Source organism: Nocardia brasiliensis, from assembly GCF_042691675.1.
Taxonomy (GTDB): domain Bacteria; phylum Actinomycetota; class Actinomycetes; order Mycobacteriales; family Mycobacteriaceae; genus Nocardia; species Nocardia brasiliensis_D.
Window position 1 is genome coordinate 1,895,006 of sequence record NZ_CP170507.1, and the last position, 26,250, is coordinate 1,921,255.

The following is a 26,250-nucleotide window of genomic DNA, read 5'->3' on the forward strand; positions in this document are numbered from 1 at the left end:
GGCGTCTCGGCCGCGGATCCGACCGGGCGGGCGACCATCGACCGGTGCCGCTCGAAGCAGCAACCGCCCCAACTGATCTCGTCTCGGAAATGAGCGCGATGTGGCGAGCGACACATCTGCGGGGAAGTGCCGACGACTTATCCATGTCCTGCCAGAATGTGTTCTACATCACAGCTGCAGCCGATTGCGAATCATGCGGTCAGCACTGGTAATTCGGGCAGCGCGACAGTGACGAGGGGACATGGCGACCGGTTTCACGCGTCAAGCGCAACGTGGAGAGGGTGCGACCCCGCTGATCGCGCTCGAGGTGGACGTGGCAGATGTTCGGCGGGTCATCTGGCTGAAGCTGGAAAGCAGCAATGTGCGGGGGTCGATCAAAGACCGGACGGCCGCCGCCCTGTGGAGCTCGGTGCGTGCGCGGGTGCATCCCGAGGAGGGTGTCATCGAATCGACGTCGGGAAACCTGGGTATCGCGCTTGCCGCGATCTGCGCCGGCCACGGGATCCCGTTCACCGCTGTCGTCGAGCCGCGGATCAGCCGGGCCGCTGTCGACATGATGCGTCGCGACCACGCTCGGATCGTGATGATCGATCGCCTGGACGCACGTGGCGGCTATTTGCTGAACCGGTTGGCCTACGTCCACGAGCAGCTGCAGGCAAGACCCCAGTTGATCTGGACCAATCAGTATGAGAATCCAGCCAACCCGCAGGCGCACCGCACCGGAACGGCGCCCGAGCTGTGGCGTCAACTCCCACGACCGGCGACAGTTCTGGTTGCCGTTTCGACCGGTGGCACGCTGGCGGGATTTCGTCAGTTCAGCCGGAGCGAGCAGGTGCCGTGGGATGTCGTAGGGGTCGATGTGGAGGGATCTGTCGCCCTGGGCGAAGGCGTCCCCGGCCCACGAGTCCTCCCGGGAATCGGGTCGAGCCGGCCGACCAGCTTCCTGCCGCCCGAGCAGCGGCCGCCACGAGAGGTGGTGTCGTCCGCTGAGGCGGTAGCGACGTGCCTGTGGCTCGCGGAGCAGACCGGCATCATGGTGGGAGGCAGTTCCGGGGCGGTACTCGCGGCGGCGCTGCGCCGAATCGAGGGCGGTCGGGACGAGACCGATCTCGTCGTAGTCTGCCCGGACGGCGGCGACCGCTATCAGGACACGATCTACTCCCCAGCGTGGCGCCAGGACAATATCGCCACGCCTGGCCTGGTGCGACCCGTGAAACTGATGGGCGTGCGGCGTCGGACACCGGGTGGTGCCCGATGACGGAGAGCATGTTGTTTCTGGACCGGTCCGCCGTCATGGATTGTGTCGCGGGCATCGACGTGGTGGCCGAGGTCGAGCAGGTACTGCGAGATCATTCCGCGCGGCGCACCAGGATGCCCGAGGAGGGATACCTCTCCTGGACCAATTCCACGGAAGCTCAGTGCCGTTCGCTGGCCATGCTGGGTGGCGTCCTGCGTGATTCCGGAGATCTCTACGGGCTCAAGGTGATCAACGCGGCGGTGGACAATCCCCGGCGCGGGCTCGAGCGTGCGGGCGGGGTGGCGTTTCTTTTCGATCCGGAAACCGCCCGCCCGCGGTGCATGGTGGAAGCGAGCTATCTCAGCGCGGCGCGAACCGCCGGGTACAGCGTGTTGAGCATCGAATTGCTCGGGCCGTCGACGTGGAACTCGGCAGCGTTTATCGGCTGCGGCACACAGGCCGCGATGCATATAGAGCTGATGGTCGGTCGATTTCCGACGTTCGGCGTCGTGTACGTGTTCGATGTTGATCGTTCGCGGGCCGAGGCTTTCGCGGCCGCGACGGCGCGGAAGTTTCCGCAACTGCGGATTGTCGTCACCCAGACGGTCGAGCAGGCCGTGCGGTCGGCTCCGGTGATCATCACCGTGACCACCAGCACTACGCCTTACATCCCTGGCGATTGGATCGCCGACGGCAGCTTCGTGGCGCACGTGTCCCTCGACGACCTGACCGAGGACGCGCTCGTCGGTGCGCGGGCGCTGTACGTCGACGACATCGACCTCGTCCGCGACAACCCCAGGCGCATCCTGGGGCGGATGCTGTCGCAGGGACCCACGATCGGTGTCACCGGAACTCTCGGCGAGGTGCTCGCCGGAGCCTGCCCGGTGGTGCGGCCCTCGACGAGCGGGTACGTGGTCAGCAATCCGTTCGGGATGTCGATCCTCGACGTCGGCCTGATCGCGGCCGTGGAACGTCGGGCGCGGCAACTGGGTTCGGGTCGAATACTGGAACTGCGGTAAGGAGCACGATGAGAGCCATGCGGGGCGCGCCGGAGGTCGGCGTCGAGACCGGGCTGCTGTCACTGCGCGACCTCGACGAGGCCGAATTGCAGCGACTCGTCGAGCGGTCCGTCGAGTTGCACGAAGACGCGCGTGCGCATGATCGCCCGTTGGCGGACAGTGTGATCGGGGTGTTGTTCACCAAGACGTCCACTCGGACGCGGACGGCGTTCTCCGTGGGGGCGCGCCGGCTGGGCGCCGCGGTCATGTCCTATGGCCCCGGCGATCTCCAGCTGAACACCGGTGAGTCGCTGAAGGATACGGCGCGCATCCTCGGATCCATGTTGGACGCCGTGGTGGCCAGAACTGCCGGGCCCTTGCACGACCTACGCGAGTTCTCGCGGCACGGCCGGATTCCGGTGGTGAACGCGATGGCGACCGAGGAACATCCGACCCAGGGAGTATGCGATCTGGCCACGATGCGACTGCACCTCGGCACGGTGCGCGGTGTGAAAGTCCTTTACATCGGTGAGGGGAACAACTCGGCGACGGCGCTGATGCACGGTTTGGCGAAGGTGCCGGCGAGCACCCTGACCATCGCGGCGCCGGACGGTTACGGCGTTCCCCCCGGGGACCTGGCCGCGGCGCGCGCCGCCGGTGCCTCCGTGGTCACGACCACCTCGATGGACGAGCTACCCGCCGACGTCGACATCGTCTACACCACGCGCTGGCAAACGACCGGCACGTCCAAGAGCGACCCGGACTGGCGAGAAGCGTTCCGCGCCTTCCACATCGACGAAGCCCTGCTTGCCCGGTGGCCGTCGGCATTGTTCATGCACGATCTGCCGGCCTGCCGCGGTGACGAGGTGTCCGGCGCGGTGCTGGACGGGCCGCGATCGATCGCCTGGAGCCAGGCCGCCATGAAACTCAGCAGTGCGATGGCCATCTTGGAACAGTGCGTGGCACCCGGTCGGGCCGCCGCCCCCGTATCGGCGCAGCGGGCCGCCCGGTGAACGCACCCGCCCGCGACATTCTCCGGATCACCCGGTTCCGTCACCTCACGCCACCGGACCTGCGCCGACCGCGCCTGCCCAATGTCTTCTTCGACCCGGTCGACACCGAGGTCGGGATCTGGGCCACCGTCGACCTCGTCGAACCCGGTTGCACGGTTCTCGACCTCGGATCGGGTAGCGGCGCCGCGGCGCTCGCGGTCGCGCGCGCCGGAGCAGGCCAGGTGCACGGCGTGGACATCGCCGAAGACAGCGTCCGCTGGGCCACCGACCATTACGCGGCGGCGACGGACGGCGCGCAGGTCAGCTTCTCGGTCGCCGACTACAGCGCGCTGACCACGCGACAACTCCAAGCCTGTTGCCCGTTCGGAACGGCACCCACCGTCGTGACCAGCAATCCTCCCTACGTTCCGCTCGCAACAGCCGAAAAACGGGTCTCCATCGACGGCGGACCCGACGGGCTGCGCCTTGTTCGGCACGTCGTTCGGCACGCCGGAACCTTCGACTCGGACCTGGCCATCACCATCGGCAGCTACACCACGCCCCGCGCGGCGATCGCGCTGCTGTGCGCGTCCGGCTATCGAATCGCCGGTGTCACCCTCGGCGCGCTGCCACTCGGCGACCACACGGTGCAGAATTTGCAGCGAGTCACCGAGTTGGCGGCCAGCGGGGAAGGGCCGCTGCTCGACGTTCACGGAGTTACGCACTATCTCGTTATGGGCTTGTCGTGCCGGCGGATCCGGGATTCGGCGCAGCAGGGTCCCACTGCGGAGGACGTGCTGGCTCTGCTCCACCTCGCGTGCACGTCTACCACGACACGACTGGAAGCACTCGACAACGCTTCCCTTGCGGGCCTGGTGCCGTTGCGCGTGGTGACGCTGAGCGACACGATCGGCCGCCATCACCATTGACCGACCGAAGAAGGGCCACTATGTCAGAGCTGCTGACGATCGGGGTCGAAGAGGAATTCTTCGTCATCGATCCGCGGAACCGACGTCCGGTGAACGACATCACCGCGTTGTTGGAGTCCGCCCATGGGCTCTCGGATGGCTCGGACAGCTACAGCGCCGAGTTGCGCACCTGCATGGTCGAGAGCAAAACCGGTGTGTGCCGGACCCTTACGGAGATACGCGACCAGGTGGGGCACCTGCGATCGGGATTGGCCCGCGCCGCGGCGGAGACCGGCACTCGCATCGCCGCCGCCGGCACCTTCCCGCTGGCCGACTGGCGACATCAGGGTTTCGACACCCAGCCACGGACCAAGTTCATCGTCGATCGCTATGCGCGCATGGCCCGAACACACGTGATGTGTGCCTGTCAGGTGCATGTGGGGGTGGCTGACCCGGACACCAGGATCCGGGTGATGAACCGGGTCCGGCCGTGGCTGCCGCTGCTCAGCGCGTTGTCGGCCAGCTCGCCGTTCTGGATGGGCGAGGACACCGGATATGCCAGCTATCGGAGCACCGTGTGGCAGAGCTGGCCGATGGGGGGCATACCGCCGACATTCACCTCGGATAAGGAGTACCGCGAGCGTATGCGGACCCTTGTCGCTACCGACACTATCGCCGATATCGGGCAGATCTATTGGGACGTCCGTCCAGGTACCAACTACGACACCGTCGAGTTCCGATCCGCCGATGCCTGCACCACCGTCGACGACACCGTCCTACAGGCCGCTCTCTGCCGCGCGTTGGTGGTGCACGCCCTGGGCGAGCTCGATCGTGGTGACCAGGAGCTCGACGTCCGCGACGAGTTGCTGCGCGCGGCCAAATGGCGCGCGGCCCGGTATGGCCTCGCGGCCGATCTACTCGACCCCCTCGCTGCCGAACTGGTGCCGGCTGGTTCGCTGATCGACCGCATGCTGCGCATGCTGCGACCCGCGCTGGAGGATGTCGGCGACTGGGACGAAGTGCTTCACCTCGTCGACCGCAAGAAGATCGAGGGCACCTCGGCGGAGCGGCAACGAGCGATCATCACCGGCGGCGGCACTGTCGAAGACGTTGCCGATTCGCTTGTCCGGCAGACGGTTTCACAGCAGCGATAAGGGAGCGTGCGAGTCGATGAGTAGCGACGACACACCGGTGATCATCACGGCCTACCCGGACGGGCCGTTACTCGTGCGCGGGCCGTTCCGGCTGGTGGACGGCGACGATCAGGAGATCGCCGTACCGCGCAAAACCGTAGCGCTGTGCCGCTGCGGTCGCTCCGGCCAAAAGCCGTGGTGCGACAGCTCGCACAAGCTGGGACGCCGATCCCGGAAACCGACCGGTCCAACTGAGTCTTCCAAGGGGTGAGAGCCATCATGGCTGTCTCGACATTCGAGTCCTCGTCCAATGCCTCGCAGCGCTGGGAGCCGAAGCTGCCGCGGCCGCGTGGTCCCATCACCGAGATGCTGCTGAAAACCCTGGTGGGCGCCCCGGGCACGCTCAGCGATGTCGCGATCCCTACGGGAAACCCGCTATCGGACGATGATCTGCACCTTGCTCTTTATCTCTGCTACGAACTCCATTACCGGGGTTTCGCCGGAGTCGACCCGCGTTGGGAGTGGCATCCGGGGCTGCTCGCGCTGCGTGGGCAGCTCGAGGCGCCGTTCGAGGCCGCACTCCGCGAGCAGTTCCTCGATGACACGTGCCGCGGCAATCCTGACGTGCGTGCGGCGCTCACCGAAATCGCCGACCGCCCTGGGCCCGCGCTTTCCCGATATCTGCGAGACAACGCAACCGCCGAGCAGTTCCGCGAGGCGATGGTGCTGCGCTCGGCCTACCGGCTGAAAGAGGCCGACCCACACTCCTTCGCGATCCCGCGGCTGGAGAACAAGGCCAAGGCCGCACTGGTAGAGATCGAGTACGACGAATTCGGGTCCGGCCGACCGGACCGCATCCACGCGGTCCTGTACCGGACGAGCATGGCCGCCATCGGCCTGGACGCGCGTTACGGCGCCTACCTCGACGCGATCCCCGGGATAGCGCTGGCCACAGTCAACCTCATGTCGCTGTTCGGGCTGCACCGTCGCCTGCGCGGAGCGGCCGTCGGGCACCTGACCATCGCCGAGATGACGTCGGCGTTGGCGAACAAAAAGCAGGGCGACGGCCTCCGCCGACTGGGGTTCGACACCGACGTAACCGGCTTCTTCGACGAGCACGTGCTCGCCGACTCGGTCCACGAACTGATCGCGCTGAACGACATGGCGGGTGGCCTCGCGGCGCAAGAACCCGACCTCACCGAAGACATCCTGTTCGGAGCCTCGGCAGCCACCGGATTGGACAACATCCTGGCCCAGTACGTCCTCGATCGCTGGGCGGCGGGCCAGTCCGCTCTCGACACGAAGTCGTCGAACGCGACGGCGCGGCGGTAACCGCGCTGCTGAACATCACCGGCGCGCGCGACCGCACAGGATGCTCAGCAGAGCGTCGAGCAGCGCGCGCGGAACTCGGCGGGCGCGGTCGAGTCGGCCCCTACGACTAGCAGGTCGCGGCATCACTCACTCTCGTCAACTATGGCCAGCCTGTTCGATGGGTAGGCCAGTCCGCGGCTCGAGTGGCAGTGGCCCCCGATAATCGGGCCTGTTCTTATGGTGTGCCGGGTGGGTACGTTCCCACGCGTGTTTGTGCGTGCGGGGGATCCCGGGTTCAGTCGGCGGAAGTTGTTGCAGGGTGGGGCTTTGCTGGCCGCGGCCGGGGTTGCGGCGGCGTGTGCGACGCAGGCGCGGGGCGAGCAGGCCGAGCCAGGGACGGTGGCGTGGCGTTATCCGGTCGAGGGTCAAATGCTGGCCGGGCTGCGAGTAGTCGGCGGGGTAGTGCTCGTTCAGACGCTCGACTCACTATCGGGGCTCGAGGCCAGCAGCGGTAAGCGGCTCTGGCAGGTGCCGATCACGATCGCACCTTCGGGGATCGATTACTACGGGGGCCTCGGTGACGGGACGCTGTATGTGTGTGGTGGGGATCCGCCGTACTCGAACGAGCGGGTGCTGGGCGTCGATATCGCCACCGGGCAACGGAATTGGTCGTTCGAACCGCCGGAGGACGCCGTGCTCAACGGTGTCTTCGGCGAGCGGGACGGAGCGGTCTTGCTCACCGTGCTCAATCAGACGACCAGGCGCCGCGAAGCCATGGCAGTGGATCGCGCCACCAACGCCGTGCGCTGGCGCGCGGAATGCCCTGGTGATAACACCCGTCTGCATCTTCCCGCCGCCGGACCGCTCGTCTACAGCGCGTACAACAACGGCGACAACCTGCTCGCGCTCGACGCCGCCACCGGCGCAACGGTGTGGTCCCGTGCGGGCGATGTCGATATCCAACACTCCGCCGTGGCCTTGGGTCCGCTGGGCGGTGTCATCCTGGGCACCGACTTCGGGCACGTCTTCGGCCTGGACCCGGCCACCGGCGCGACCATGTGGAAAACTCGGAACCTCGGCTTCGCCATCTACGAGATCTTCGCCGTCGAGGACGCCTTCTTCGCCTGCGACGGCTCCGCGGTCCACGCCTGGCGCACCGGCATGGAAGCCACCTCCCTGTGGAACCTTGCCGTCTCCGACAAGCGCGAGGCCCTCGACGCCAGCTTCCGCGCCAGCGCCGGTGTCCTCTACCTCCTTGCCGCCGGTGCCGTCCGAGCCATCGACGCCGGCACCGGCAACCTTCGCTGGATCCACACCGACCCCGGTTTCGATAACGGCCAGAATCTGAGATTCGCCGTCGGCGACACCCACTGCTATGTCGAATCCGACAGCACGACAACCAATCCCGCCGTCGTGGCCCTGGTCTGCTGAGTCAGGGAACAATGCTCCGCGGTACCCGGATCAGGGTGAAAGGTGGAGCTGGCCAATGAAACGATCACGGGCACAGGAATTCTCGACGCCAACAGGACAGGGGGCCGAGTGTTCATTCTCGTCAGCCCTGACGACCCAGGCGACAGCGACCGCTACGGCACGGTAGTCGAGTCCGCCCTTCCCTACATCCTCCATTGGTTGAAAGCGGGGGCCTGCACCTCTGGATCGTCCCGATCCGTGTCTCGCGGTACCTGGAACATCCTCTGAACGAAAGTCCACCACAAAATCCGGTGTGCAGATGCAAGATTGAGCGACAAGTGGGCGAGGGGGGTGACGGGCCCCCTGGGCATTCCGGCCCGTAAGGAGCCCCACCATCCGCTGTTAGGGCGAATATGAGACACACGAGCGAGATCCCTCAGATGCTGTGGAACGAGACGATCGGTCCCGCGGCCTACACCGGTGATGGTGCAGAGAAGTATCAAGATCGAGGGGTCGACCTGAGTCCCGACGAACATCCGATAGTGCCGATTATGTGGCGCTGTTCAAGGATGGGCAGGGTTGGGTCAGGGATGTGGGTAGACCCCTGGTTGTGCGAGGTGTTCGATCGTTTGCACGATGTCGCCGTCGGCTCGGCCGAAGGCCAGGTCGAAATAGGTGCGCAGGTAGGTCCGTTGTAGATCGATGGAGCGGTTCGGGTCGACGCGGCCGACTATCGATTCGGTGGTGGCTGGCGAGAGTAGCCCTGCCGTGGTGAGCTGGGGCAGGATGACTTGCACGTCATTGAAGGACATGTGCTCGGTTCCCGACAGTCTCAGCGGGATCTTTACCCCAGTGTTTCTGGGCCACAGCGGTTCCCAGTTCTCACGGTTGAGCCATCGAGGATTGTCGTTGCCGAGCATCAGCAGCGGCCGGTCCAGTCCCTCGACGACAACAGAACCCAGTAGCGGGCCGTCCAGATTTACTCCTGCGCGGATACGAGAATCATCGTGCATCGCCTGGGCGGTAGTGGACCCGCCGAGAGAATGCCCGAACATTCCGATCCTCGACAGATCCAGGCTGTGGGCCAGATCCACAGTGCCGACGCGGTCATCACCCGCATGACGTCCGGAGGCGATTTCGGCCAGCTGGTCCACGACGAACCTGGTGTCGGCAACCCGGACCGGCAGGAGGATATCGCGCAGCACCTCCGGTGGTGAGTCCAGCGGTATGACAGTTCGTTCGACGCGCCCGTCAGGGAATTGCACGGCGAAGGCTTCGTGGGTGTGGTTGATCGTGGCGACGATGTAGCCGTGGCTGGCGAGGTCTTCGGCCTGAGCGGTGTTCAATCCCGCGGGGTCGTCCATACCGGGCGAGAACAGCAGGATCGGAAACGGTCCGTCGGCTGAACGCGCAGGGGCGTCGTAGCGACCATGACTGGGCCCGAGAGCCCACTGACTCGGGGACACGCCGAGGTCGGTGAGGTCGCTGGTCTGGAGTTGGAGACCGCCCGGCGTTGTCCACGGCGCAGCGGGCGCGGTGTCGGAATCTGTTGCCGGATACCAGATCCGGACCATCAACTCGCGGCGCTGGTAAGGATTCCAGGGATCCGGGCGATTGCGGTCGATCAGGTGCACGTCGGTGACACCGACCGGCAAACTGCCGGTGGGCGCGGGCAGCGAGACCGTCACCATGGGCATCGGCTCCGCCGTCGCGTCCGCACCGCAGATGCTCGCGGCTACCGCGATCGACACCGCTGTGACGGCAATGGCACACTGGCGCAGCTTATTTGAAGAAATGTCAGTCCCCCATTTCGAAGTATTTCCTCCTGGAAACATTACAAGATCGGGGACGACTCGGGCGTAAGGCCAGCCAACTGTTGTGCCCGAACATCCTCTTCTGCCGCTGGGCGCGCGTTCCGCCCGGTGACAGTTGCGATCTGTATGTGACAGAGAAGGCCTGTCGTCACAGCGGCCTTCTCGAGGACTTGACGGAGTAGACGAGTGTCTGGCGATGGTCCTATATTTCGTCAAGCCCCGGTTGGGCAGGTGATGGGGTCCGGTTCCTCCTTGGTTGCTACGCAGAACCTGCCGCACTGTTCCAACGCACGCTACTTAACTGCGAAGGATCGGACTCGCCACCGAGATCCCTTAACGCACGAGGGGCTTGAAGCCCTGGCATGAGACCGCGGACGGATCGGTGTGCGACGGCGGCCGGGGTGCATTGGCACGGTGTGTCTTCGGTGGTCCGGCCGCCGTTATCGGTTGAGATTGCACGTGGTTCGAGCCCGCTCACACGGCTGGACGCCCGTTACTCGACGAGAGCCTTGGAGCTCTGGCACAGACCGGCGCCGTGGGGGTGCGTTGGGATCGCGAACAGCTCATCGGAGGCCAGCCCACAGAGGCTTGTAAGTAGGGCGCTGCGCGTTCTCTCCCGGGGTTCTGACCAGCCGAAACACCGTGATCTGATGGAGGACGGATTGAACCGATACTGCGGCATCGACTGGGCCGAGGACCACCACGACATCGCGGTCATCGACAGCGACGGCACGCTGCTGGCCAAGAAACGGATCGACGACGACCCCACGGGTTTCGCCGAGCTGACCCAACTGCTGGCCGATGTCGGCGACACCGCCGAGGACCCGATCCCGGTCGCGATCGAAACCTCTCGCGGCCTGATGGTCGCCGCGATCCGCGCCTGCGGGCGACCCGTATTCGCGATCAATCCGATGGCCGTGGCCCGCTACCGCGAACGCCACAGCGTCGCCCGGGCCAAATCCGACCATGCCGACGCGGTGACCCTGGCCAACATCCTGCGCGTCGACGCCCACCTCCACCGCAGGATCCCATCCGATACCGAACTTGCCCAAGCCGTTTCGGTGCTCGCCCGCGCCCAGCAGGATGCCGTCTGGCGGCGCACCAAAGCCGGAAACGAGCTGCGGTCATTGCTGCGCGAGTACTACCCGGTGTTCCTCCAGGCCTTCAGCGTCAAGTCAGCCACCAACCTCGCCAAACCCGAGGCCCGCGCCGTCCTCGCCATCGCCCCGACCCCGGCAGCAGCCGCGAAGCTCACCAAGGCTCGCGTCGCCGCGGCACTGCGCCGCGCCGGCCGTCAGCGAAGCGTCGACGAACTGGCCAGCGAGATCCTCGGCAAGCTTCGCAAACCCCAACTGCGGCAGCCGGACATGGTCGAGAAAGCGATGGGCCGCCAGGCCCTGGCTCTGCTGGCCATGCTCAACGCGGCCTGCGACGGCGCCGACGACCTCGAGCAAGCAGCCACCGAACAGTTCCGCACGCACCCGGACTACGCCATCATCACCAGCTTTCCCGGACTGGCCGATCTGACCGGCGCCCGGATGCTCGGCGAGCTCGGCGACGATCGCCTCCGCTTCATCGACGCCCGAGCACTGAAGGCCTACGCCGGATCCGCTCCGGTCACCAGGGCATCCGGCAAGGTCATCTCGATCACCCACCGCCGGATCAAAAACAACCGACTCGCCGCCGTCGGCTGGGTCTGGGCCGCCGCCATGGTCATGAATCCCAGCCCCGCACAACAGCATTACCGACAACGCCGCGACCACGGCGACCCGCCACGCACCGGCAGTGCGGCATCTGTTCAACAAGATGCTCGGCCAGCTCTACCACTGCCTGCAAACCCGACAAACCTACGACCCGACAAAAGCTTTCGGACAACCACCAACCAAGCCAACAGAAACCGCCGCCGCTTGACTCTTAGGAGTATCGGAGGTCTCATGCCGAAGAGCGTGCATACGATCTGCGGCAGTAGACTGCGGCGGTGATGGTCGGCTCGACGTTCTCCTGCTCCTCCTGTGCCGAATTGCATGACGGGCCTCCCCTCAGCTATGGCACCCTTGCACCCGTCTATTGGAATGCCGACCTCGCGGATCAGCAAGGCAGCGTGCTGGGGGAAGAACAATGCGTGATCGCCGGGGCGCACTTCTTCGTGCGGGCGCGTCTGGTGCTTCCGATCACAGATACCGATGGTGAGTTCGACTGGGGTGTCTGGGTATCGCTGAGCGAGGCCAGCTTCCACCGCCTGTCAGCCTTGTGGGACAACCCTGCGAGGGTCGAGGAGCCGCCATATTTCGGGTGGTTGTCCACAGAGCTTCCCCTGTATGAGCCGACCACGGTGAACCTCGCGACCAAGCTGCACACTCAACCCCTCGGCGACCGCCCACTGGTGGAGTTGGAGCCCACCGATCATCCGCTCGCCGTTGAACAGCGAGCCGGGATCACTATGGCCCGAGTTCAGCGGTTTGCCGAGCAACTCTTACACGCCGAACCAAAGGTCGACTGAGCCGCGAACATCCGATATTGCCGCTTATCGCATATTGCTCGGGAGATCAGTTACCGGCGGCCCGCGATGTCGGATGTACGGGCCATCGCCGAATTGGACGAGGCGAGGATCGAGGCGATCGTGCGGCAGGCCGAGGCAGGATGCTCACTCGCGGGCCCCTCGGCGGACCGATTCCGGCACGTCCGCGCTGCCTCTGGCTGAAAACTGGATACCCTCCGCGGGTGCGTATTCGGCAGTACGTCTACTTCGCGTTGTTCAGCAGCGAGACAACAGCGGACGAGATGACCACACGATTGTCCATCGCCCCGGACGAGATCGGCATCGCAGGAAGCAAACGGACAAGTCCGCCAATCCCAGCGGAGCACGCCTGGATGGTGAGTTGCCGAGATTCTGGCTTGTGCGTCGATGAGCAGATCACCAAGGTGATGGACCGACTCTTGCCACGCCAGGCTCAGATCGTCGCCCTCGCTCGCGAACTCGAGCGGAACGACCCGGTGCATGGCGGCGCGAAGCTCAGTGTGGTGCGCTATTTGAACGACGAGGACGGCGATGAGGAGCAGTTGAACCCACCGGACGCTCGGTTCCAGAAACTGCCGGGCCAACACCAGCTGTTGGGCTGGGCGCTCGAGCCGGTCGTGATGAGGTTCCTCGTCGCTGCGAATGCCGCTGTCGATGTCGACGAATACAGCTGAACGCTTCCGGCGGCCTTCGGTTCTCCTCATCGGCATTTGCGCGCGTCCGACTGATTGAGATGATTTCTATCCGTTGATCTTTCGGTAATACCGGGTGGCGCTTCGCACCGAGCCGTAAGCGGCATGCGGGTGTATTCGTTCCGATCAGCCTTCGCGGCGCAGTTCGACCGTGCGCGTGACTCGCACTGCACCCCAGGGTTCGGGCGTGATGACCGAGTGCAGCCGTCGTGGCACCCCGTCGCCCGTGCAATCGAGCGCTTGCAGCTTGAATTCTTCCACCGATTCGAACGTATAACCGCCGGTCTCATACTCTCGGGCGGTGCGAAGGTCCTGCACTTGGAGTGGGTGGACACCGGACGGGATGACCACGGTTTTACGGGTCCGCGCTTTGAACTGGACACGGTGCGGGTTGCTGTTCAGATCGAGTACGTAGCCACTCGCGTACTCGATCTCGTTGTACACCACGTCCGCCCAGTAGTCGGCGATACCGGCCGACTTCTTGCCGTAGGAGAACTTCACCCCCATATCGTTCTTTCCGTCATACAGATTGGTCAGATAGGCACGTACCTTGGCCAGGTCACCACCAGTACTGTCGATCAACTTCCGGTCGATTACCACATTGAACAGATGCTCCCAGGGGTCGCTGCTGAACACACCGGCGTAGGGGTCGTTCTCCTGGCCACCTTCTTCCCACTCCTTGATTTCCCGGACCTCCTCCGCGACACTCTCGACCCATTCCTCGTCGACCTTCTGTGTGACCTGGCCCTGATAGGTGCCGAAGTACAGATCGCGTTTGCCGCCACACGGGGGACTCTCGGCGAGCACCGGGCCAGCCAGCAGGCCGGATCCGGTCAACGCCGTGACGGTCGTGAGTGTCAAGACCAGGATGCGTCGACGAAGGCGCCGGGGCTCGGAGCTCATATGCTCTCCTGTCGCTGTGGTGAAGGGGTGAACGACCCACCGACGGGCCGGTCGATCCGCGCACACAGAATTCGGAGCCGGGTAGGCGTGCAGATGGGTTGCAATGCACGGAGTTCCACAGCCACCCCTATTCGGCAATACCGGATGTTCTGTGCCGCAGCGCGTCTCGCTCGGTCAGCTGCGCGATACGCGGCAATACCGGACGCTCAGCGCCGCAGCCGATCTCGCGGCGTAGACCGCCTGGCCCTGCGGCATGCGAGAGTGTTCGCGAGCGGATGCGTCACGATTTCTGGTGGAGTTAGGAACGTATCTGTCCTATCTCCGCGACACACTCGAATCATGAGTGAATCCGAATCGACTGCGGGACAGTTGGGTCAGGCCGATATCACCGACTACAACGATCCGAACGCGCCGTGGAATCAGGCGTGGGACCAGGAGGGCAGCATCGCCAACTGGAACGATGATGTGATCAGGGAGTTCCGGGAGAACTCGGGCAAGGTGGGCGGTGCTTATGCGGGCGGGGATCTCATCCTGCTCACCACGACGGGAGCCAAGAGCGGAAAGCCACACACGGTTCCGCTGGGACCCGGGTACCGGGGCGACATCATGTACGTGAGCTCGTTCATGGAGGGCAAGTACCCGGCGTGGTGGTACAACATCAAGGCGAATCCTCAGGTCACCATCGAGCTCCGGGACAAGATCTACCAGGGGACCGGCAAGGTGCTCGAAGGGGCGGACTACGACGAGTTCGCGGCCTGGGTGCTAGCCAACAACCCGCTGCTGGCGGACTTCCAGTCCAAGGTCGACCGGCCGATGCCGCTGGTCGTGCTGACCCTCGACGGCGAAGGCTGAGCGCGCCCAGAGATCGAGCACCCGGGCTCGGCATCAACTTGCTGGCGCCAGCACTCTCCACTTCTTTCTGGAACGCGAGCGGGCCTGCGGAGCCGCGTATTCGATTCGCCGACGCGCTTCGTAGGCACTGATCCGCAGCAGATCAGTCAATAGCTCCACGGTATCCCGATAGCCGGTGTCTGCGGCGAGGCCGCGACGCTCGGCTTCGGCGACGGCCGCGCGCATGGCAGCATCCAGTCGCCTCCGGCGGCGTTCGATTTCGACGAGGGTGCGCAGCAAGTCGACATCGGCCAGTTCCGGCCATCCCGGCGCTGGAGCATCCGGCGCCAGCGCGGTCGAATGTATGTTCACCCGAACCAGCCTACCTCAGGGTAGAACGTATGTTCGATAGTTTGGCTCTCTGGCGCGTCAAACTTTCTGGCAGGCTGGCTCGGTCTACGCTCCGGGCACATCGAGCCAGGAAGGATCAGGTCCCTTCGCTGACCTCGAAGCCTGAGAGCGGCAGAGGGACTGCCGGTTTCGACGTTCGCTCGTTTGACCGGCATCCCGGAACGCACCTACCGGCGGCGGCTGGCGCGGCTCCGTGCTGGCGACCCACCGTATGGTCCGTCGCCGAAGGTCGACCGGTTCGAACCGATCGTGGCCAAGTACGACGACGAATGGCCGGTATGGGGGCACCGCAAGATCGCGGCATTGATGCGCCGACGGCTACGAGGTCTCCACCTCGACCGTGCAGCGGGCCCTGCGGCGGCGCGGGCTCCTGCTGCCGCTCGGCTATCGTGCCGACCGCAAGTCGTCGGCAATGCTGCGGCGCAAGGTTTTCCACGATCCACCGACCCAGCGCAACCGGGTCTGGCAAACCGACTTTTCGGAGTTCGAAACCAGCGGGGGCGGCATCTGGCGGATCTGCGCGGTCATCGACTACGCCTGGAAATACTGCCTGGCTATCACCGTCACCCGGACCGCCCGTGGCGCCGACGCGCTCTCTTGCCTGCGGCTGGCGGCCACTGCCGAAAACGTTCTCGGACTGGAGGATCTACGTGCCGATCGTTGGGAGGCCGAGGTAATCGGTCCTGCCGGGAGCTATTCGGCACAGCACCGGCACCGATCGCGGTGGTATCGGGCAACGGACCCTGCTTTCGAGCGGAGGTGTTCAAGACCGCATTCGCCGGGCCGGATCCGCTGCTGCGGCATGTCCGCACTCGGGTGCGGTCGCCGCAGACCGATGGTGTGATCGAGCGGTTTTGGCACCTTCAAGTACGAGCACCTGTTCCGCGGTGTCGTCGCCGGTGGCGATGCCCTGGACATGGAGGTTCACCAATTCCGGCTGGTGCCGTCCTGCACCGGATAGTCGATGATGACCGCACCGCCGGTGGCGTAGTTGGCGACATCGGCGGCCGCCCGCTGGCCTTGCGGCGACGCCGACGCCGCGGCCATGGCGGCGGCGTCAGCGTAGTCGGCTTCGAAGATCGCGAAATACGGCGATTCTCCGTTGGTCGCTGCTACGTCGAAGCTGTAGCGCCATGCGAGCAGGCCGGGCATCTCCATGACCAGTGGAAGGTGGTTGGTCACGTAGTAGTCGCGAAAGTGGTCAGGGTCAGCGGGCTTGGGATATAGGACTACCAACTTATGCACGACTTCCTCCTGCGTCGCTAAGTGTGAATGCGGTGTCCGGTACCGCGGTCGGTTGAATCGTCATATTCGCAGGTTAGGGCTTGATGTGTGGTCGGGGGAAAGACCGGGACGGGATAGACTCAGAACGGATCGTTATCAATCGAGGGGAGCGCATGTGGCGCCGGATACGGTGAGTCTGCGGTACTTTCTGGTGCTGGCGCAGGAGTTGAACTTCACCCGCGCGGCCGCACGGATCGGTATCGCGCAGCCCGCACTCAGTGCCCGGATGCGCCGATTGGAGGCGGAACTCGGTACGAGCCTGCTGGTTCGTAACACCCGTAGCGTCGTATTGACCACGGCCGGTGCGGTTTTGGCGGAGTCCGCGCCGCCCGCGCTGGCAGCGCTGGACCGGGCATGGGACACCGCCCGGAGTGCGGGGGCCGGTGAACTGGGCACGCTGCGCATCGGATACAGCCTCAGCACGGGGGCCGAGACGGCACCGGCGCTGGTGGACAGGCTCATTCGCAGCAGCCCGGGACTCGAGGTCGGCGCGGTCCCGATGGCGACACCGGAGATCTCCCCCGCGGTCGACGACGGCCGCATCGATGCTGGGATCACCCGCGGTGAACAGCCGGGTCGTGGCGTGCGCCGGTTCCTGCTGCGGCGTTTGCGCGTCGGGGTCCAGTTGGCACAGCATCATCCGTTGGCCGAACACCCGGAGATCGAGATCGCCGATGCGGCCGCGTATCCGCTGCGACTCCCGGACCGTGCGGCCAACCCCGTGATCCACGATCAGCTGTCCGCACTGTTCCGCGACACCCGGCCGAGCCCCCGATTCCACACGCCCGCAGTCTCTTTCGACATGTCTCAGCGCGACCTGCGCGACGGGCTCACCCTTGCTCCGTCCGGTGAAGCCGCGGTCGCGACACAACCAGCCGGTCTCACCTGGCGACCGCTGCGGGGCGCACGCCCCTTGACGATCCACCTGGTCCTCCCGCGCGTGCAGTCACCACTACACCGCCGCATCCGTACCGTCGCCAAAACCCTGGCACACGAGCTGCACTGGCTGCCGGACTGACGCGGAGCAGGTCACGCGAAACGGACGTCGGCGGTGGCGAGGTCGACCCACAGGGGATCCGCAATTCCACAGCGGATGTACTCGGCCAACGTCGCTAGGTGACCTTGTAGATCCAGATTCGTTGATAGCCCAACTCACCGTTGCCGGTCCATTTGTAGCTGCGCGCCACGCCGACGCCGTCATAGGCGCGCAGGTAGGTCAGCAGGTCCGCGCGCGTGACCCGGCCGGCCGCAATGCCTTTCAGCACGATGGTGGTCAGATCGTAGGCCTCCACGGAATAGAGGTATGGGCTCTGACCGTTCGATCCCTGGTAATCCGTGACGAACTGGTTGGTGGAGGGTCCGCATGGGCACGACAGGAATGCGCCTCGGGCCGCATCGCCACCCTGAGCGACGAACTCCGGGTCGAAGCTGCCGTCGCCGGAGGCGAATGCCGCGGTTATGCCCGCTTGCCGGAGTTGCTGGACGAGGGGGGCGGCCTCCTGGTAGTAGCCGACATAGAAAACCGCGTCCGGTCGGACGGCGGCCACCCTCGCCACGCCGGTGGAGAAATCCCGCTTTCCGGTCTTGACCGTTGCGGCACAGCTCGGCTCGGCGATGGGACCGAGCGCCTCGACGACGGCCCGCGCCACGCCGGAGCTGTAGTCGCTGTCGTCTTGCACTACGCAAATCTTGCGGAAATGGGCGGACTCGACCAGATAGCGCGCCAAGCCCTGACCCTGGACCTTGTCATTGGGCAGGCCGCGGAAGAAGCTGCGCCAGCCCTGGGCGGAGAGCAGCTGTTTGGTGGCCGATGGCGTCAGGAACGGCAGGCCTGCGTTATCGAATGTCTTTCCGGCGAGCACGACCTCGCTGGACACCATCGGGCCGATGAGCGCGATGATCGAGGGATCGTCCGTGATCTGCCGCGCGATTTGGGTGGCCACTTGCGGGTCTCCGGTGGTGTCGAAGTCCTTCAGGGTTATCCGGCAGCCTGGATTGGCTCTGGTGAACTGGTCGACCGCAAGTTTGGCACCGCGCTCGGCGCTGGTGCCGAACTTCGCGGTCGGTCCTGACATTGGCCCGGCAAAGGCGATGGTCAGGGGCTGGCAGGTCGCTTTCCCGTCGCCAGCCGGATTTGCGGGGTCCGCGGCGGGGACGACGCTGTGCCCCTCGAGATCGACCTGCGTAACCGGCAAGATTTGTCCCGGTGCTGGCGGTGGTCCGGAGAAGTCGGTCGTCGGAGCGGTCCTCGTCGTCGCAGCCGTGGCCGTTGTGGCCGCGGTGTGTGCGGGCTCCTGCAAGTTGGACCTCGCCCAGGTGATCCCCGCCGCGATGGTGAGCACCGACACCAACATCAACGCGCCGAGTGCGGCGAAGCGCCGGGTCCGCAGGGTGGCGGCTGGGCAGGCTGTTGCGCGCCTCTCGGCGAGTGTCGGTGTCGCGGCCGGCTCGGCCGCCGACGGTGCGGCGAGGTCGGCGGGAGATGCACTGGGCGTCAATGCCGCCCGCGCGGCTGCGGCGAATTCCGAGCACGACCCGAACCGGTCGTCGGAGTCCTTGGCGAGCCCCTTGGCCAGCACCGCATCCAGTTCAGTCGGCAGACCCGGGCGGCGGCAGCTCAGCGGCGGCACCGGCCGATGCAGATGTCCGGCGATCACGGCCGCGGAATTGTCCGCGTCGAACGGTGCGGCACCGGTGAGCAGCTGGAACAGGCTGCACGCCAACGAGTACTGATCTGATCCATGGTCGAGGGCGAGACCGGACAACTGCTCCGGCGAGCCGTACGCTACGGTCGCGGTGATCGTCCCGGTCTGCGTCAGATGCTTCGTATCGTCGCGCAGCCGGGCAATGCCGAAGTCGGTCAACAGGACTCGCTCGTCCTGGCCGGAGATCGCGCGGGCCAGCAGGATATTCGCCGGCTTCACATCACGATGCAGCACCCCTACGGCGTGCGCGTAGTCGAGGGCCTTCGCGATTTCCTCGATGATCGCGATCGCGCGGTTCGGTGCCAGTGTCCGCCAGTCCAGGGTGCCGGCGTCGACACCGTCGACGTACTGCATCGAGATCCACAGCCGACCGGCATCGACGCCGCGGTCGTACACCGTCACGATGTTCGGATGATCGAGCCGCGCGGCCAAGTCCGCTTCGCGCTCGAACCGGGCCCGAATCTCGTTGTCGGTATACAACTCCGGGTTCAACAGCTTCAGCGCCGTCAGCCGCGGCAACCGTGGGTGCTTAGCCAGATACACCGCCCCCATGCCACCTCGACCCAGCTCGCATTTGATCACGTATCCGGCAAAAACCTCACCAGCGCGCGGCATCGGGTCCCCCTACTCAGACCTCCGTGTAACGAACGTACACGGTTGGCCCGGGTCGATGTCGACGGTTGGCCGCCCGGTACCCGCAACCCAGTGCTATCACGACGAGTCCTCAGTTCTGCCTGAGACATGTTGGTAGGCAAGGGTTGTATCAGTCCGAGATGCGGGGGAGTGGGTGCACGGTCATCGGCAGTAGCGAACCTGCCGGGTTCTGAGACGGCGAAACTGCATCACCAGATGCACGCCATGCGGCAATACCGGACGTTCGTGAGGCGCCGAGTTGCTGTCACTAAACGTGGCAACACTCAGCTGCCGGTTGTGTCGTTGCCACGCTAGCTCGTCGCGGGCTCACTCGTCTCGGGCCGGTGCTGCCGTTGGCTCAGCACGAGCGCGCCCGTTGCCAGCAGGTAGAACGGCGACGGGATCAGCAAATCCCATCCCGCCGTGTCGTTGTGCTCGAGCGTCTTCATCCCGAGATATCCGTCTACCGTGCCGAGAACGGCCAGGATTCCTGCGGCCCAGCGTGTTCCGCGCCGGACATGCCTGCGCGGCAGCGCGAAGACGACCGCGGGCAGCAGCACCACCAGGCCGGACTCCGCGACGAATACGAGCCATTGCTCGAGCAGCGGCCGCGCCGGCAGGTAGCCCACCTCGACGAGGGTCTGTGTGAGGACCGCCGTGTCCTCGCTGTGGATCGCCCCGGCGTCGCTGTCGGGCAGCTCCGGGAAGTGCGCATGTAACACGCGTGGTAATGCGACCAGGACCAGGGCCACCACGCGCCAGCAGGTGACACAGCGCCACCACCGCCCCAGCGACACCATCATGCCACCCTCCGACCGACCTTTACGTGGGCGACGCTACCCGCGCAGCCCATCCGCAGCGAAATCCTGTCGCGCCTTCGGCCGAAACCCGCAGGCCGACAACGCATCCCGCCAGAACGCATGCCGCGATGATGAAGATGGGCGCTGGAGACCGCGAACGCCCGGGACGCTGCTCTCGATGCCATGCTGTCCATGCTTCACGGCCTGATGGGTACTGCTTGATCGTTCCCCGACAGCCGGTAATCGGCAGATGCGGACGTTCGCGAACGCGCGGGTCGCGGCATTATGGGGCGTCGGGTGTTTGGTTCATGAGTTCAGCTTCGCTTCGGTCCACCCACCGCCGAAACCACTGTGCAAAGTGGAGCCGGATGCTAGGCCCGCGGCGGTCCAGACCGGCGGACGGGCAACGTCACACAGGGGCACCGAGCGGTGGGTGCTCGAGCACGCGGGGCTTGTACTCGACCAGCTGGATGCGGCCGTCGAAGGTGCGGTGCTGGATCATCTCGAGGGCAACGTCCGGATAGCCGTCGTAGATGCGTTCTGCGCCCGTGGCACCGGTGATCACCGGGAACATCACGACCCGGAATCGGTCGACGAGTCCGGCTCGTAGTAGGGACCGGCACAGGCTCAGGCTGCCGATCGTGCTGAGGAGCCCCGAGCCACTCGACTTCATGGCGCGGACCGCTTCGACGGCGTCGTCGCGGACGAGCGTGGAGTTGGCCCACCTCAGTGGCTCCTCGAGTGAGGAGGAGAACACCACCTTGGATGCTTGGGTGAGCTCGTCGACGGACGCCTCTTCTTCGGGCCTGAACTCGTCTTGGCCATCCGGGACCTCGTCGGCGGCGAAGCCCGACATCAGGCGGTAGGTGTTCGCACCCATCAGGTAGGTGGCCTCGGGCTGCTCGCCGAGCCATGCGAGGTACTCCGGGCCCTCGAGGCCCCAAAACCCGGGCCATCCCTCTCCCGATGCGTGGCCGTCGAGGGAAGTGATGAAGTCGACGAGAAGCTCCGACATGGCGATGTCCTTTCCTAGGGTGTCACGAGCTTTGACCGGCCGGGAGCCACAAACTCATCGGCCGCGCTGTGGGCAGCGGTGAAACCCATGACGCTGCAGCCGATCGTCTCGTCCGAGGAGTGGGAGGCAGCGAGGCAAGCGCTGCTGGTCGAAGAGACGTCGAGATGTGCGTGCATTGGAAGTGCTGTCGGCCAGCCAGTTTGACCGATGGCCAACGCGCGCCGCGCGGCAGAATCGGACGTTGCTACTGCTATATGACCGATAGCAACCGGCAGCGGTTCAGTGCTGGACCAGCCCGCCGACCGGAGTCGAGCTGACATGGCCGGTCATCGGAAGAGTCTGCGCCAGAACCAAACCGGTGTCGACTAGCGATGATCGACGCAAGAGAGGCACGTCAGCAAGAGGGGTCCACGTCGGTTCGAGGGTGGCACCATCCAGTTCACCTCTGAGTCGACCACCCGTGACGCGGACACGATAGAAGATCCCCACGTTCTGATGCTCGACTCCCGCACGCGCCACAGCTGCCGGAATCACCCGAGAGTCCACCCCCAGCAACCGATCGACCATACCTTCGTAACCGGTCTCCTCCCGCAACTCGCGCGTCACCGCATCGAAGGGATCCTCAGCGTGTTCGACTCCACCACCCGGCAACGTCCACGTAGTTTCCCCGCTCCCGACCACATGGCGAACAAGCAAAACCCGACTCCGCACCATGCAGACCCCGTACGCCGCGATCCTGAAACTCACCCACGAACCATAGACCCGACGGGGGACGACTGGTCCTGGTGCGGTGCTCTCTTTGATCGAGAGCCCCGGCGGGTTCGCGAACCACGCAAACCGGCGCCGGAGGGCTCGTTGCTTGCGCAATCGTCGATCAGCGGGCGTCGCCCGGTATTGCCGATGTGCGAGCTGCCGGTATCGCGCGATTTCGGTAGGCGACCAATCCTGGGCCAGCTCTGGATCGAATACCTGGGGACCGTTGTGCTTTGATCGACCAGGCTCGCACCCGTGCTCGCTACGTCGAGGGTCGCACCAGAGTAGTAGCCTCCTTTCTCACGCCCAAGGAATGTGAGGATCCCGAGCGCGAGGCCAAAAAAGCTGTCAAAACCGCGGTCGAGGCGGCTGATTCGGCTGAGGACGCGGCATCGGCATCCCGCGCCGCTGCCGATGCCGCCGAGGCCGCCCTCCCTGCCTACACCTGCCTCGTCGGCGTCCTTCCTCAGATGATCGAGGATGCCCTGCACACGCGCGCAAAGGAGGAAGCCGAAGAAGCGCTCCCACGGGCCCGCGCAGCCGAAAAGTCGGCTCGTGCCGCCGCCGACGCCGAAGCTGCCGCAGCGGAGTCTTCTACCGATACGAAGCTGGCCAATGACGCGGCGAAAGCTGAGGAGGCCGCCACATGGGCCACTGTCCGTATCCGGTATCCCGACAAAGAGGCACCTCCGGAAATCGAGAAAATCGACGAGTGACGCAGTAGACATCGCTGCGAACGCACTGTAATCAGCGTAAGGCGTTATAAGTCAAGCGGTTTGGTCGGTGCTCCGTGATCTGTCGTCGTCCCGGCATAGCGTTGATGGGGTTGGTGCCCGGCAGCGTGTAATCGGGTTGTGTGACGACAGGTCGGGGCTGCCCATGATTACCGGCGAGATCACCAGGGTGGTGTCTCGATGCCGCGTGGGGCTCGTCCCGACCGACCGCTCGTCAACATCCGGTCTGCCACGGTGGTCACGCACGGAGACCGGGTTGATGCGACGATTGCCGGCATGGGACTCGCACGCGTGGTCTGGTTACTGTTGGCTGGAGCGACCGCCGTGTGGGGGGTATTCGTTGCGTCCGAACCGCTGAACCAGATCTCATCGTGTGAGGTCGTGCAGCTAGACGCCACGTGCGGCGACTCGATAATCGCCCGCTACGGAGTGGGGCTCGTGCTCCTGCTTGCGGTCCCGGTTGTTCTATGTGTGCTGCCCGCGCTGCGCGTTACCCATGGTCTGTCGTGGCTAGTCGCCGGCGTGCTGGTGATCGGTTCACTTCTTGCGTGGCCCGCGACCGATACCGTGTTCGCCGCGTTGGTGTATTACCTGCCGGTCGGCGCGATCGCGGTTGTGGTTGCGGGGTTTCAGATCTGGTTCGACCGGCGCAGCGTGGCAATCCTCATCGGTCACTCGGAGCAGGCGTTGCGAACTGGTCGGGATGCTGCGAGGTTCACGGGTACTTCGTCACCCATGAGGATTTCAAGATGTCCCGCGGATATACGCCGTAGCCACCGTCCCCGTCCAGATCTATCGTCTTGTCCGAATTCGTCGAGTTTTCCGACGCCCATTTATATGCCGCCCATAGAGGACAACCCCGCCGCCGCCCGGAACCGGACGTGCCGCAGCGCGTTCTCTTGGGGATTCAGACCTGTGGCGTGATGTTGTGTCGCAGACACTGCGGCGGAGTTTTGCGACAGTTCTCTGGGGTGTTGCAGTTCAGGTGGCTGGGTGCCGTGACTGTTCGTCGACCTAGGTCTTCGACACCATCGACGAGGCGTTGCGCGGCGCGGCAACCTAGCCGCGGCCTACAGCAATTCTGGTGCGAGATAGGTGGCGGCCAGGGCGACGAAGGTCTTGGCGTCTTCCTCCGATACGGCGTACTCGTAGGTGACGCGGCGGGCCACGAAGACTTGTTGCGGGCCTCGGTCGCTGTTGGGATGGGCGGCGATTTCGGTTCGCAGGTCGGCGACGACGGCTTTGGCGAGGTCCACGCTTTCTCGCCGGTATTTCCACGCCATGACGGAGAGTTGGCCGTCGTAGGAGTCGAGCCCTTCGAGGAACATCTTCTCCTCGGCGGTGTACTGCTGGATGCGCGGAATTCGGTCACCGTAGACGTTGAGGGTCAGGCCCGCGGAGAAGCCGAGGGAAGCGCCGAAGAGGAAGACCGCCGCGGCGATGAGGAGGCGACGGGTACCTGGTGAGGCTGCGATCACCTACCGAATTGTATTGCGTGACAGGGGGCTTCGAAGTCGAGTTGTAGCGGCTCGCTGGCGATCGCGGGTACCGCTGTGCCGGGTCACCGCCGACACTGTTGCGATTCGCGTTAGATGCCGCGAAGGCCGGTGAACTGCTCAAACCTCTGGCTGAACCGCTTCGGACCCCGGTGACCCGGCACCGATGATGGTGATGTGAGGGGTGTTCCTGATGGTCCTGTTCCGGGCGGGATCGGGCCCACGCCTGGCGCGGACGTGGTTGCTGCGCGCCGGGGCCACGCGTCGGGTCAGGACAGGGGCGGCTGCGACAGATCCGCGGCGATTTTCGTGAGGAGGGCCTGCAGGGTGGCCCGCTCTGCCTGGTCCAGCGGGGCCAGGATCGTCTCCTCGACCCCGGTCATCGCGGTGTCGAACCCGGCGATCAGTTCGCTTCCCGCCGGTGTCGCGTAGACGCGTTTGCTGCGCTCGTTGCCGGGCTCCGTGCGCCGTTCGACGAAACCGCGGCGCTCGAGCCCCTGCAGGAGGCTGGATACGCTCGCCGCGCTGGTGCGGCTCATCTGGGCTATGTCACGCTGGATCACACCGGGGTTCCGGACCAGGTAGACCAGCGCGGCACTCTGCTCATGGGTGAGCCCGCGCTCCCGGATCCAGTCCTCACCGGCTTTCCGCTGCGCCCAGACGATCCAGCGCATCAGATCAAGGCTGCTGGTCGGTGTCGTCGCCTGCGTCTCCATGTTTCGAACCCCTCAACTGGACGAGACGATGTGCACCGGCGTCCGGACGCCCCATTCCTCAGAGCCGTCGGCGACGAGGTCGGCGATCCGTTGGTGCCCTTGATCGAGCCGCCCTTCCTGGAGCGCCGAGCTCGAGTAGTGGCGGTCGAACGACGCGTCGTCGCGATAGAACTCGAAGGCCCACATGAGGTCGGGATCTTCGTCCGAGCGAGCAAGGATCCAGTCGACCGGGCCGTCCGGGTCGCCGTTGAAGTGGAGTTCGTGGCATGCCTTGAACAATTCGTCCCCCATTCCGGCCTTCGCCTTGACCTTCAGCACCATTCCCGGCTGATTCGCATGCATCTCGTAGTCCTTTCGGTGAGTTTTGGCGGGTCACTCCCGGGTGTCCGCTCTGCCAAGCAAACACTTAGGACTCTAACTGTTAGAAGCCTAAGAGTCAAGTGCGCCGCCCCGCGCAGGTGCCCGGCGCATGGTCAGGCGGCTCACTCCCGGGTTTCGTGTAGTTCGGTCCAGCCCCCCGTTTGGCGAGTGATGGTGGCATGCTGATCGCCCGGATGATCGTGGCGGCTACCGGCACCTGACCATCCGCCACGAAGGCAAACCCAGCCACGCCTCGACTTCCTCACCCTCGACGCCGCCATCACCTGCCACAAGAAACTCCAAAACTCACCACATGAGACAAGCTCTTAGCGAACCATTCGTCCGAAATTTATGCTCGGCGGCCCACCCGCACACCATGCGCAGGCGCAAGGGAAAGCCGCAGACCATCGAACGGGCCGCTTGGACTCCTTGCGTTCCCAGCTTCGGGAGTGGTTGGCAGGGAACGCGATTCCGGGAACTTCCGCGTATACGCATGGCCCGAAGCGTGATCGGCTCGTGGTCGACATAGCCGACTTGGTCCTCGGCTCTGGGGTGCGCCCGGGGGGAAGCGCTGGCGGCGTCCTGGGATCAGTTTG

At 65.1% G+C, this 26,250-nt stretch carries 24 protein-coding genes and 1 pseudogene; 14 read left to right on the top strand and 11 right to left on the bottom strand.

Annotation, left to right across the window (positions count from 1 at the left end; all coding sequences use genetic code 11):
* The first annotated feature begins 241 nt into the window (after positions 1-241).
* The 8 genes from ACFK0J_RS08790 (at position 242) to ACFK0J_RS08825 (ending at position 8,010) form a co-directional block, all read left to right on the top strand.
* A complete protein-coding gene (locus tag ACFK0J_RS08790; RefSeq protein WP_378738269.1) occupies positions 242-1,258 on the top strand; it encodes a pyridoxal-phosphate dependent enzyme in 1,017 nt (338 codons plus the stop codon).
* Positions 1,255-2,256, top strand: coding sequence for a hypothetical protein (locus ACFK0J_RS08795; RefSeq protein WP_378738272.1), 1,002 nt, complete (start codon positions 1,255-1,257; stop codon positions 2,254-2,256). The genes ACFK0J_RS08790 and ACFK0J_RS08795 overlap by 4 nt, the downstream gene beginning before the upstream one ends.
* 8 nt (positions 2,257-2,264) lie before the next feature.
* Positions 2,265-3,248 carry an ornithine carbamoyltransferase gene (locus ACFK0J_RS08800; RefSeq protein WP_378738274.1) on the top strand — a complete coding sequence of 328 codons (984 nt, stop codon included), beginning with the start codon at positions 2,265-2,267 and terminating at the stop codon, positions 3,246-3,248.
* Positions 3,245-4,156 (top strand): methyltransferase domain-containing protein, encoded by a 912-nt coding sequence (locus ACFK0J_RS08805; protein ID WP_378738277.1) that lies wholly within the window; start codon positions 3,245-3,247, stop codon positions 4,154-4,156. Before ACFK0J_RS08800 ends, ACFK0J_RS08805 begins: the two co-directional genes overlap by 4 nt.
* A gap of 20 nt (positions 4,157-4,176) precedes the next feature.
* Positions 4,177-5,289, top strand: a complete 1,113-nt coding sequence (locus ACFK0J_RS08810; RefSeq protein ID WP_378738279.1) for a glutamate--cysteine ligase — start codon at positions 4,177-4,179, stop codon at positions 5,287-5,289.
* Positions 5,290-5,305: 16 nt separating this feature from the next.
* Complete coding sequence (locus ACFK0J_RS08815) at positions 5,306-5,539, top strand: CDGSH iron-sulfur domain-containing protein (protein WP_378738282.1); 234 nt, start codon at positions 5,306-5,308, stop codon at positions 5,537-5,539.
* An 8-nt stretch (positions 5,540-5,547) separates the two neighbouring features.
* Positions 5,548-6,600: an iron-containing redox enzyme family protein gene (locus ACFK0J_RS08820; protein ID WP_378738284.1), complete on the top strand. Its 1,053-nt coding sequence runs from the start codon at positions 5,548-5,550 to the stop codon at positions 6,598-6,600.
* Positions 6,601-6,846: 246 nt separating this feature from the next.
* A complete protein-coding gene (locus ACFK0J_RS08825) occupies positions 6,847-8,010 on the top strand; it encodes a PQQ-binding-like beta-propeller repeat protein (RefSeq protein WP_378738286.1) in 1,164 nt (387 codons plus the stop codon).
* A 563-nt stretch (positions 8,011-8,573) separates the two neighbouring features.
* On the opposite strand, the gene ACFK0J_RS08830 is transcribed toward ACFK0J_RS08825, so the two are convergent.
* Positions 8,574-9,740: an alpha/beta hydrolase family protein gene (locus tag ACFK0J_RS08830; RefSeq protein WP_378738288.1), complete on the bottom strand. Its 1,167-nt coding sequence runs from the start codon at positions 9,738-9,740 to the stop codon at positions 8,574-8,576.
* A 710-nt stretch (positions 9,741-10,450) separates the two neighbouring features.
* Between ACFK0J_RS08830 and ACFK0J_RS08835 the strand changes: the two are divergent.
* The 3 genes and pseudogenes from ACFK0J_RS08835 (at position 10,451) to ACFK0J_RS08845 (ending at position 12,995) form a co-directional block, all read left to right on the top strand.
* Positions 10,451-11,714 (top strand): annotated as a pseudogene (locus ACFK0J_RS08835) (IS110 family transposase).
* Positions 11,715-11,784: 70 nt separating this feature from the next.
* Positions 11,785-12,303 carry a DUF2199 domain-containing protein gene (locus ACFK0J_RS08840; RefSeq protein ID WP_378742709.1) on the top strand — a complete coding sequence of 173 codons (519 nt, stop codon included), beginning with the start codon at positions 11,785-11,787 and terminating at the stop codon, positions 12,301-12,303.
* A gap of 221 nt (positions 12,304-12,524) precedes the next feature.
* A complete protein-coding gene (locus ACFK0J_RS08845; protein ID WP_378738290.1) occupies positions 12,525-12,995 on the top strand; it encodes a DUF4279 domain-containing protein in 471 nt (156 codons plus the stop codon).
* 144 nt (positions 12,996-13,139) lie between these two features.
* Here the strand turns inward: ACFK0J_RS08845 and ACFK0J_RS08850 are convergent, their stop codons facing one another.
* Positions 13,140-13,916: a hypothetical protein gene (locus ACFK0J_RS08850; RefSeq protein WP_378738292.1), complete on the bottom strand. Its 777-nt coding sequence runs from the start codon at positions 13,914-13,916 to the stop codon at positions 13,140-13,142.
* 339 nt (positions 13,917-14,255) lie between these two features.
* On the opposite strand from ACFK0J_RS08850, the gene ACFK0J_RS08855 reads away from it, so the two are divergent.
* Positions 14,256-14,768, top strand: coding sequence for a nitroreductase/quinone reductase family protein (locus ACFK0J_RS08855; RefSeq protein ID WP_378738295.1), 513 nt, complete (start codon positions 14,256-14,258; stop codon positions 14,766-14,768).
* Between the two features lie 33 nt (positions 14,769-14,801).
* Here the strand turns inward: ACFK0J_RS08855 and ACFK0J_RS08860 are convergent, their stop codons facing one another.
* A complete protein-coding gene (locus ACFK0J_RS08860; RefSeq protein ID WP_378738297.1) occupies positions 14,802-15,119 on the bottom strand; it encodes a DUF222 domain-containing protein in 318 nt (105 codons plus the stop codon).
* A 963-nt stretch (positions 15,120-16,082) separates the two neighbouring features.
* Positions 16,083-16,403 (bottom strand): EthD family reductase, encoded by a 321-nt coding sequence (locus ACFK0J_RS08865; RefSeq protein ID WP_378738299.1) that lies wholly within the window; start codon positions 16,401-16,403, stop codon positions 16,083-16,085.
* 154 nt (positions 16,404-16,557) lie between these two features.
* On the opposite strand from ACFK0J_RS08865, the gene ACFK0J_RS08870 reads away from it, so the two are divergent.
* Positions 16,558-17,460, top strand: a complete 903-nt coding sequence (locus tag ACFK0J_RS08870; RefSeq protein WP_378738300.1) for a LysR family transcriptional regulator — start codon at positions 16,558-16,560, stop codon at positions 17,458-17,460.
* A gap of 94 nt (positions 17,461-17,554) precedes the next feature.
* Here ACFK0J_RS08870 and ACFK0J_RS08875 read toward each other — a convergent pair whose 3' ends face one another.
* The 4 genes from ACFK0J_RS08875 to ACFK0J_RS08890 all read right to left on the bottom strand — a co-directional run bounded on the left by ACFK0J_RS08875 (position 17,555) and on the right by ACFK0J_RS08890 (position 22,342).
* Positions 17,555-19,762 carry a bifunctional serine/threonine-protein kinase/ABC transporter substrate-binding protein gene (locus ACFK0J_RS08875; RefSeq protein WP_378738302.1) on the bottom strand — a complete coding sequence of 736 codons (2,208 nt, stop codon included), beginning with the start codon at positions 19,760-19,762 and terminating at the stop codon, positions 17,555-17,557.
* A gap of 329 nt (positions 19,763-20,091) precedes the next feature.
* Complete coding sequence (locus tag ACFK0J_RS08880; RefSeq protein ID WP_378738304.1) at positions 20,092-20,583, bottom strand: hypothetical protein; 492 nt, start codon at positions 20,581-20,583, stop codon at positions 20,092-20,094.
* A gap of 406 nt (positions 20,584-20,989) precedes the next feature.
* Positions 20,990-21,595, bottom strand: coding sequence for a dihydrofolate reductase family protein (locus tag ACFK0J_RS08885; protein ID WP_378738307.1), 606 nt, complete (start codon positions 21,593-21,595; stop codon positions 20,990-20,992).
* Positions 21,596-21,874: 279 nt separating this feature from the next.
* Positions 21,875-22,342 (bottom strand): NUDIX hydrolase, encoded by a 468-nt coding sequence (locus ACFK0J_RS08890; protein WP_378738310.1) that lies wholly within the window; start codon positions 22,340-22,342, stop codon positions 21,875-21,877.
* A gap of 239 nt (positions 22,343-22,581) precedes the next feature.
* Here ACFK0J_RS08890 and ACFK0J_RS08895 point away from each other — a divergent pair, with 239 nt between their 5' ends.
* Complete coding sequence (locus ACFK0J_RS08895) at positions 22,582-23,064, top strand: hypothetical protein (RefSeq protein WP_378738312.1); 483 nt, start codon at positions 22,582-22,584, stop codon at positions 23,062-23,064.
* Between the two features lie 1,088 nt (positions 23,065-24,152).
* On the opposite strand, the gene ACFK0J_RS08900 is transcribed toward ACFK0J_RS08895, so the two are convergent.
* From ACFK0J_RS08900 to ACFK0J_RS08910, 3 genes are all read right to left on the bottom strand, one after another.
* Positions 24,153-24,560: a hypothetical protein gene (locus tag ACFK0J_RS08900; RefSeq protein WP_378738315.1), complete on the bottom strand. Its 408-nt coding sequence runs from the start codon at positions 24,558-24,560 to the stop codon at positions 24,153-24,155.
* Positions 24,561-24,847: 287 nt separating this feature from the next.
* Entirely contained in the window at positions 24,848-25,294 is a 447-nt protein-coding gene (locus ACFK0J_RS08905; RefSeq protein WP_378738317.1) for a MarR family winged helix-turn-helix transcriptional regulator, read from the bottom strand.
* A gap of 12 nt (positions 25,295-25,306) precedes the next feature.
* Positions 25,307-25,636, bottom strand: a complete 330-nt coding sequence (locus ACFK0J_RS08910; protein ID WP_378738319.1) for a putative quinol monooxygenase — start codon at positions 25,634-25,636, stop codon at positions 25,307-25,309.
* Between the last annotated feature and the right edge of the window lie 614 nt (positions 25,637-26,250).

Bases quoted from the DNA above. Each gene is read 5' to 3' on its own strand.
- ACFK0J_RS08790 (WP_378738269.1), top strand. From the start codon at position 242: ATGGCGACCGGTTTCACGCGTCAAGCGCAACGTGGAGAGGGTGCGACC.
- ACFK0J_RS08795 (WP_378738272.1), top strand. From the start codon at position 1,255: ATGACGGAGAGCATGTTGTTTCTGGACCGGTCCGCCGTCATGGATTGT.
- ACFK0J_RS08800 (WP_378738274.1), top strand. From the start codon at position 2,265: ATGAGAGCCATGCGGGGCGCGCCGGAGGTCGGCGTCGAGACCGGGCTG.
- ACFK0J_RS08810 (WP_378738279.1), top strand. From the start codon at position 4,177: ATGTCAGAGCTGCTGACGATCGGGGTCGAAGAGGAATTCTTCGTCATC.
- ACFK0J_RS08815 (WP_378738282.1), top strand. From the start codon at position 5,306: ATGAGTAGCGACGACACACCGGTGATCATCACGGCCTACCCGGACGGG.
- ACFK0J_RS08820 (WP_378738284.1), top strand. From the start codon at position 5,548: ATGGCTGTCTCGACATTCGAGTCCTCGTCCAATGCCTCGCAGCGCTGG.
- ACFK0J_RS08840 (WP_378742709.1), top strand. From the start codon at position 11,785: ATGGTCGGCTCGACGTTCTCCTGCTCCTCCTGTGCCGAATTGCATGAC.
- ACFK0J_RS08850 (WP_378738292.1), bottom strand. From the start codon at position 13,916: ATGAGCTCCGAGCCCCGGCGCCTTCGTCGACGCATCCTGGTCTTGACA.
- ACFK0J_RS08855 (WP_378738295.1), top strand. From the start codon at position 14,256: ATGAGTGAATCCGAATCGACTGCGGGACAGTTGGGTCAGGCCGATATC.
- ACFK0J_RS08875 (WP_378738302.1), bottom strand. From the start codon at position 19,762: ATGCCGCGCGCTGGTGAGGTTTTTGCCGGATACGTGATCAAATGCGAG.
- ACFK0J_RS08880 (WP_378738304.1), bottom strand. From the start codon at position 20,583: ATGATGGTGTCGCTGGGGCGGTGGTGGCGCTGTGTCACCTGCTGGCGC.
- ACFK0J_RS08885 (WP_378738307.1), bottom strand. From the start codon at position 21,595: ATGTCGGAGCTTCTCGTCGACTTCATCACTTCCCTCGACGGCCACGCA.
- ACFK0J_RS08905 (WP_378738317.1), bottom strand. From the start codon at position 25,294: ATGGAGACGCAGGCGACGACACCGACCAGCAGCCTTGATCTGATGCGC.
- ACFK0J_RS08910 (WP_378738319.1), bottom strand. From the start codon at position 25,636: ATGCATGCGAATCAGCCGGGAATGGTGCTGAAGGTCAAGGCGAAGGCC.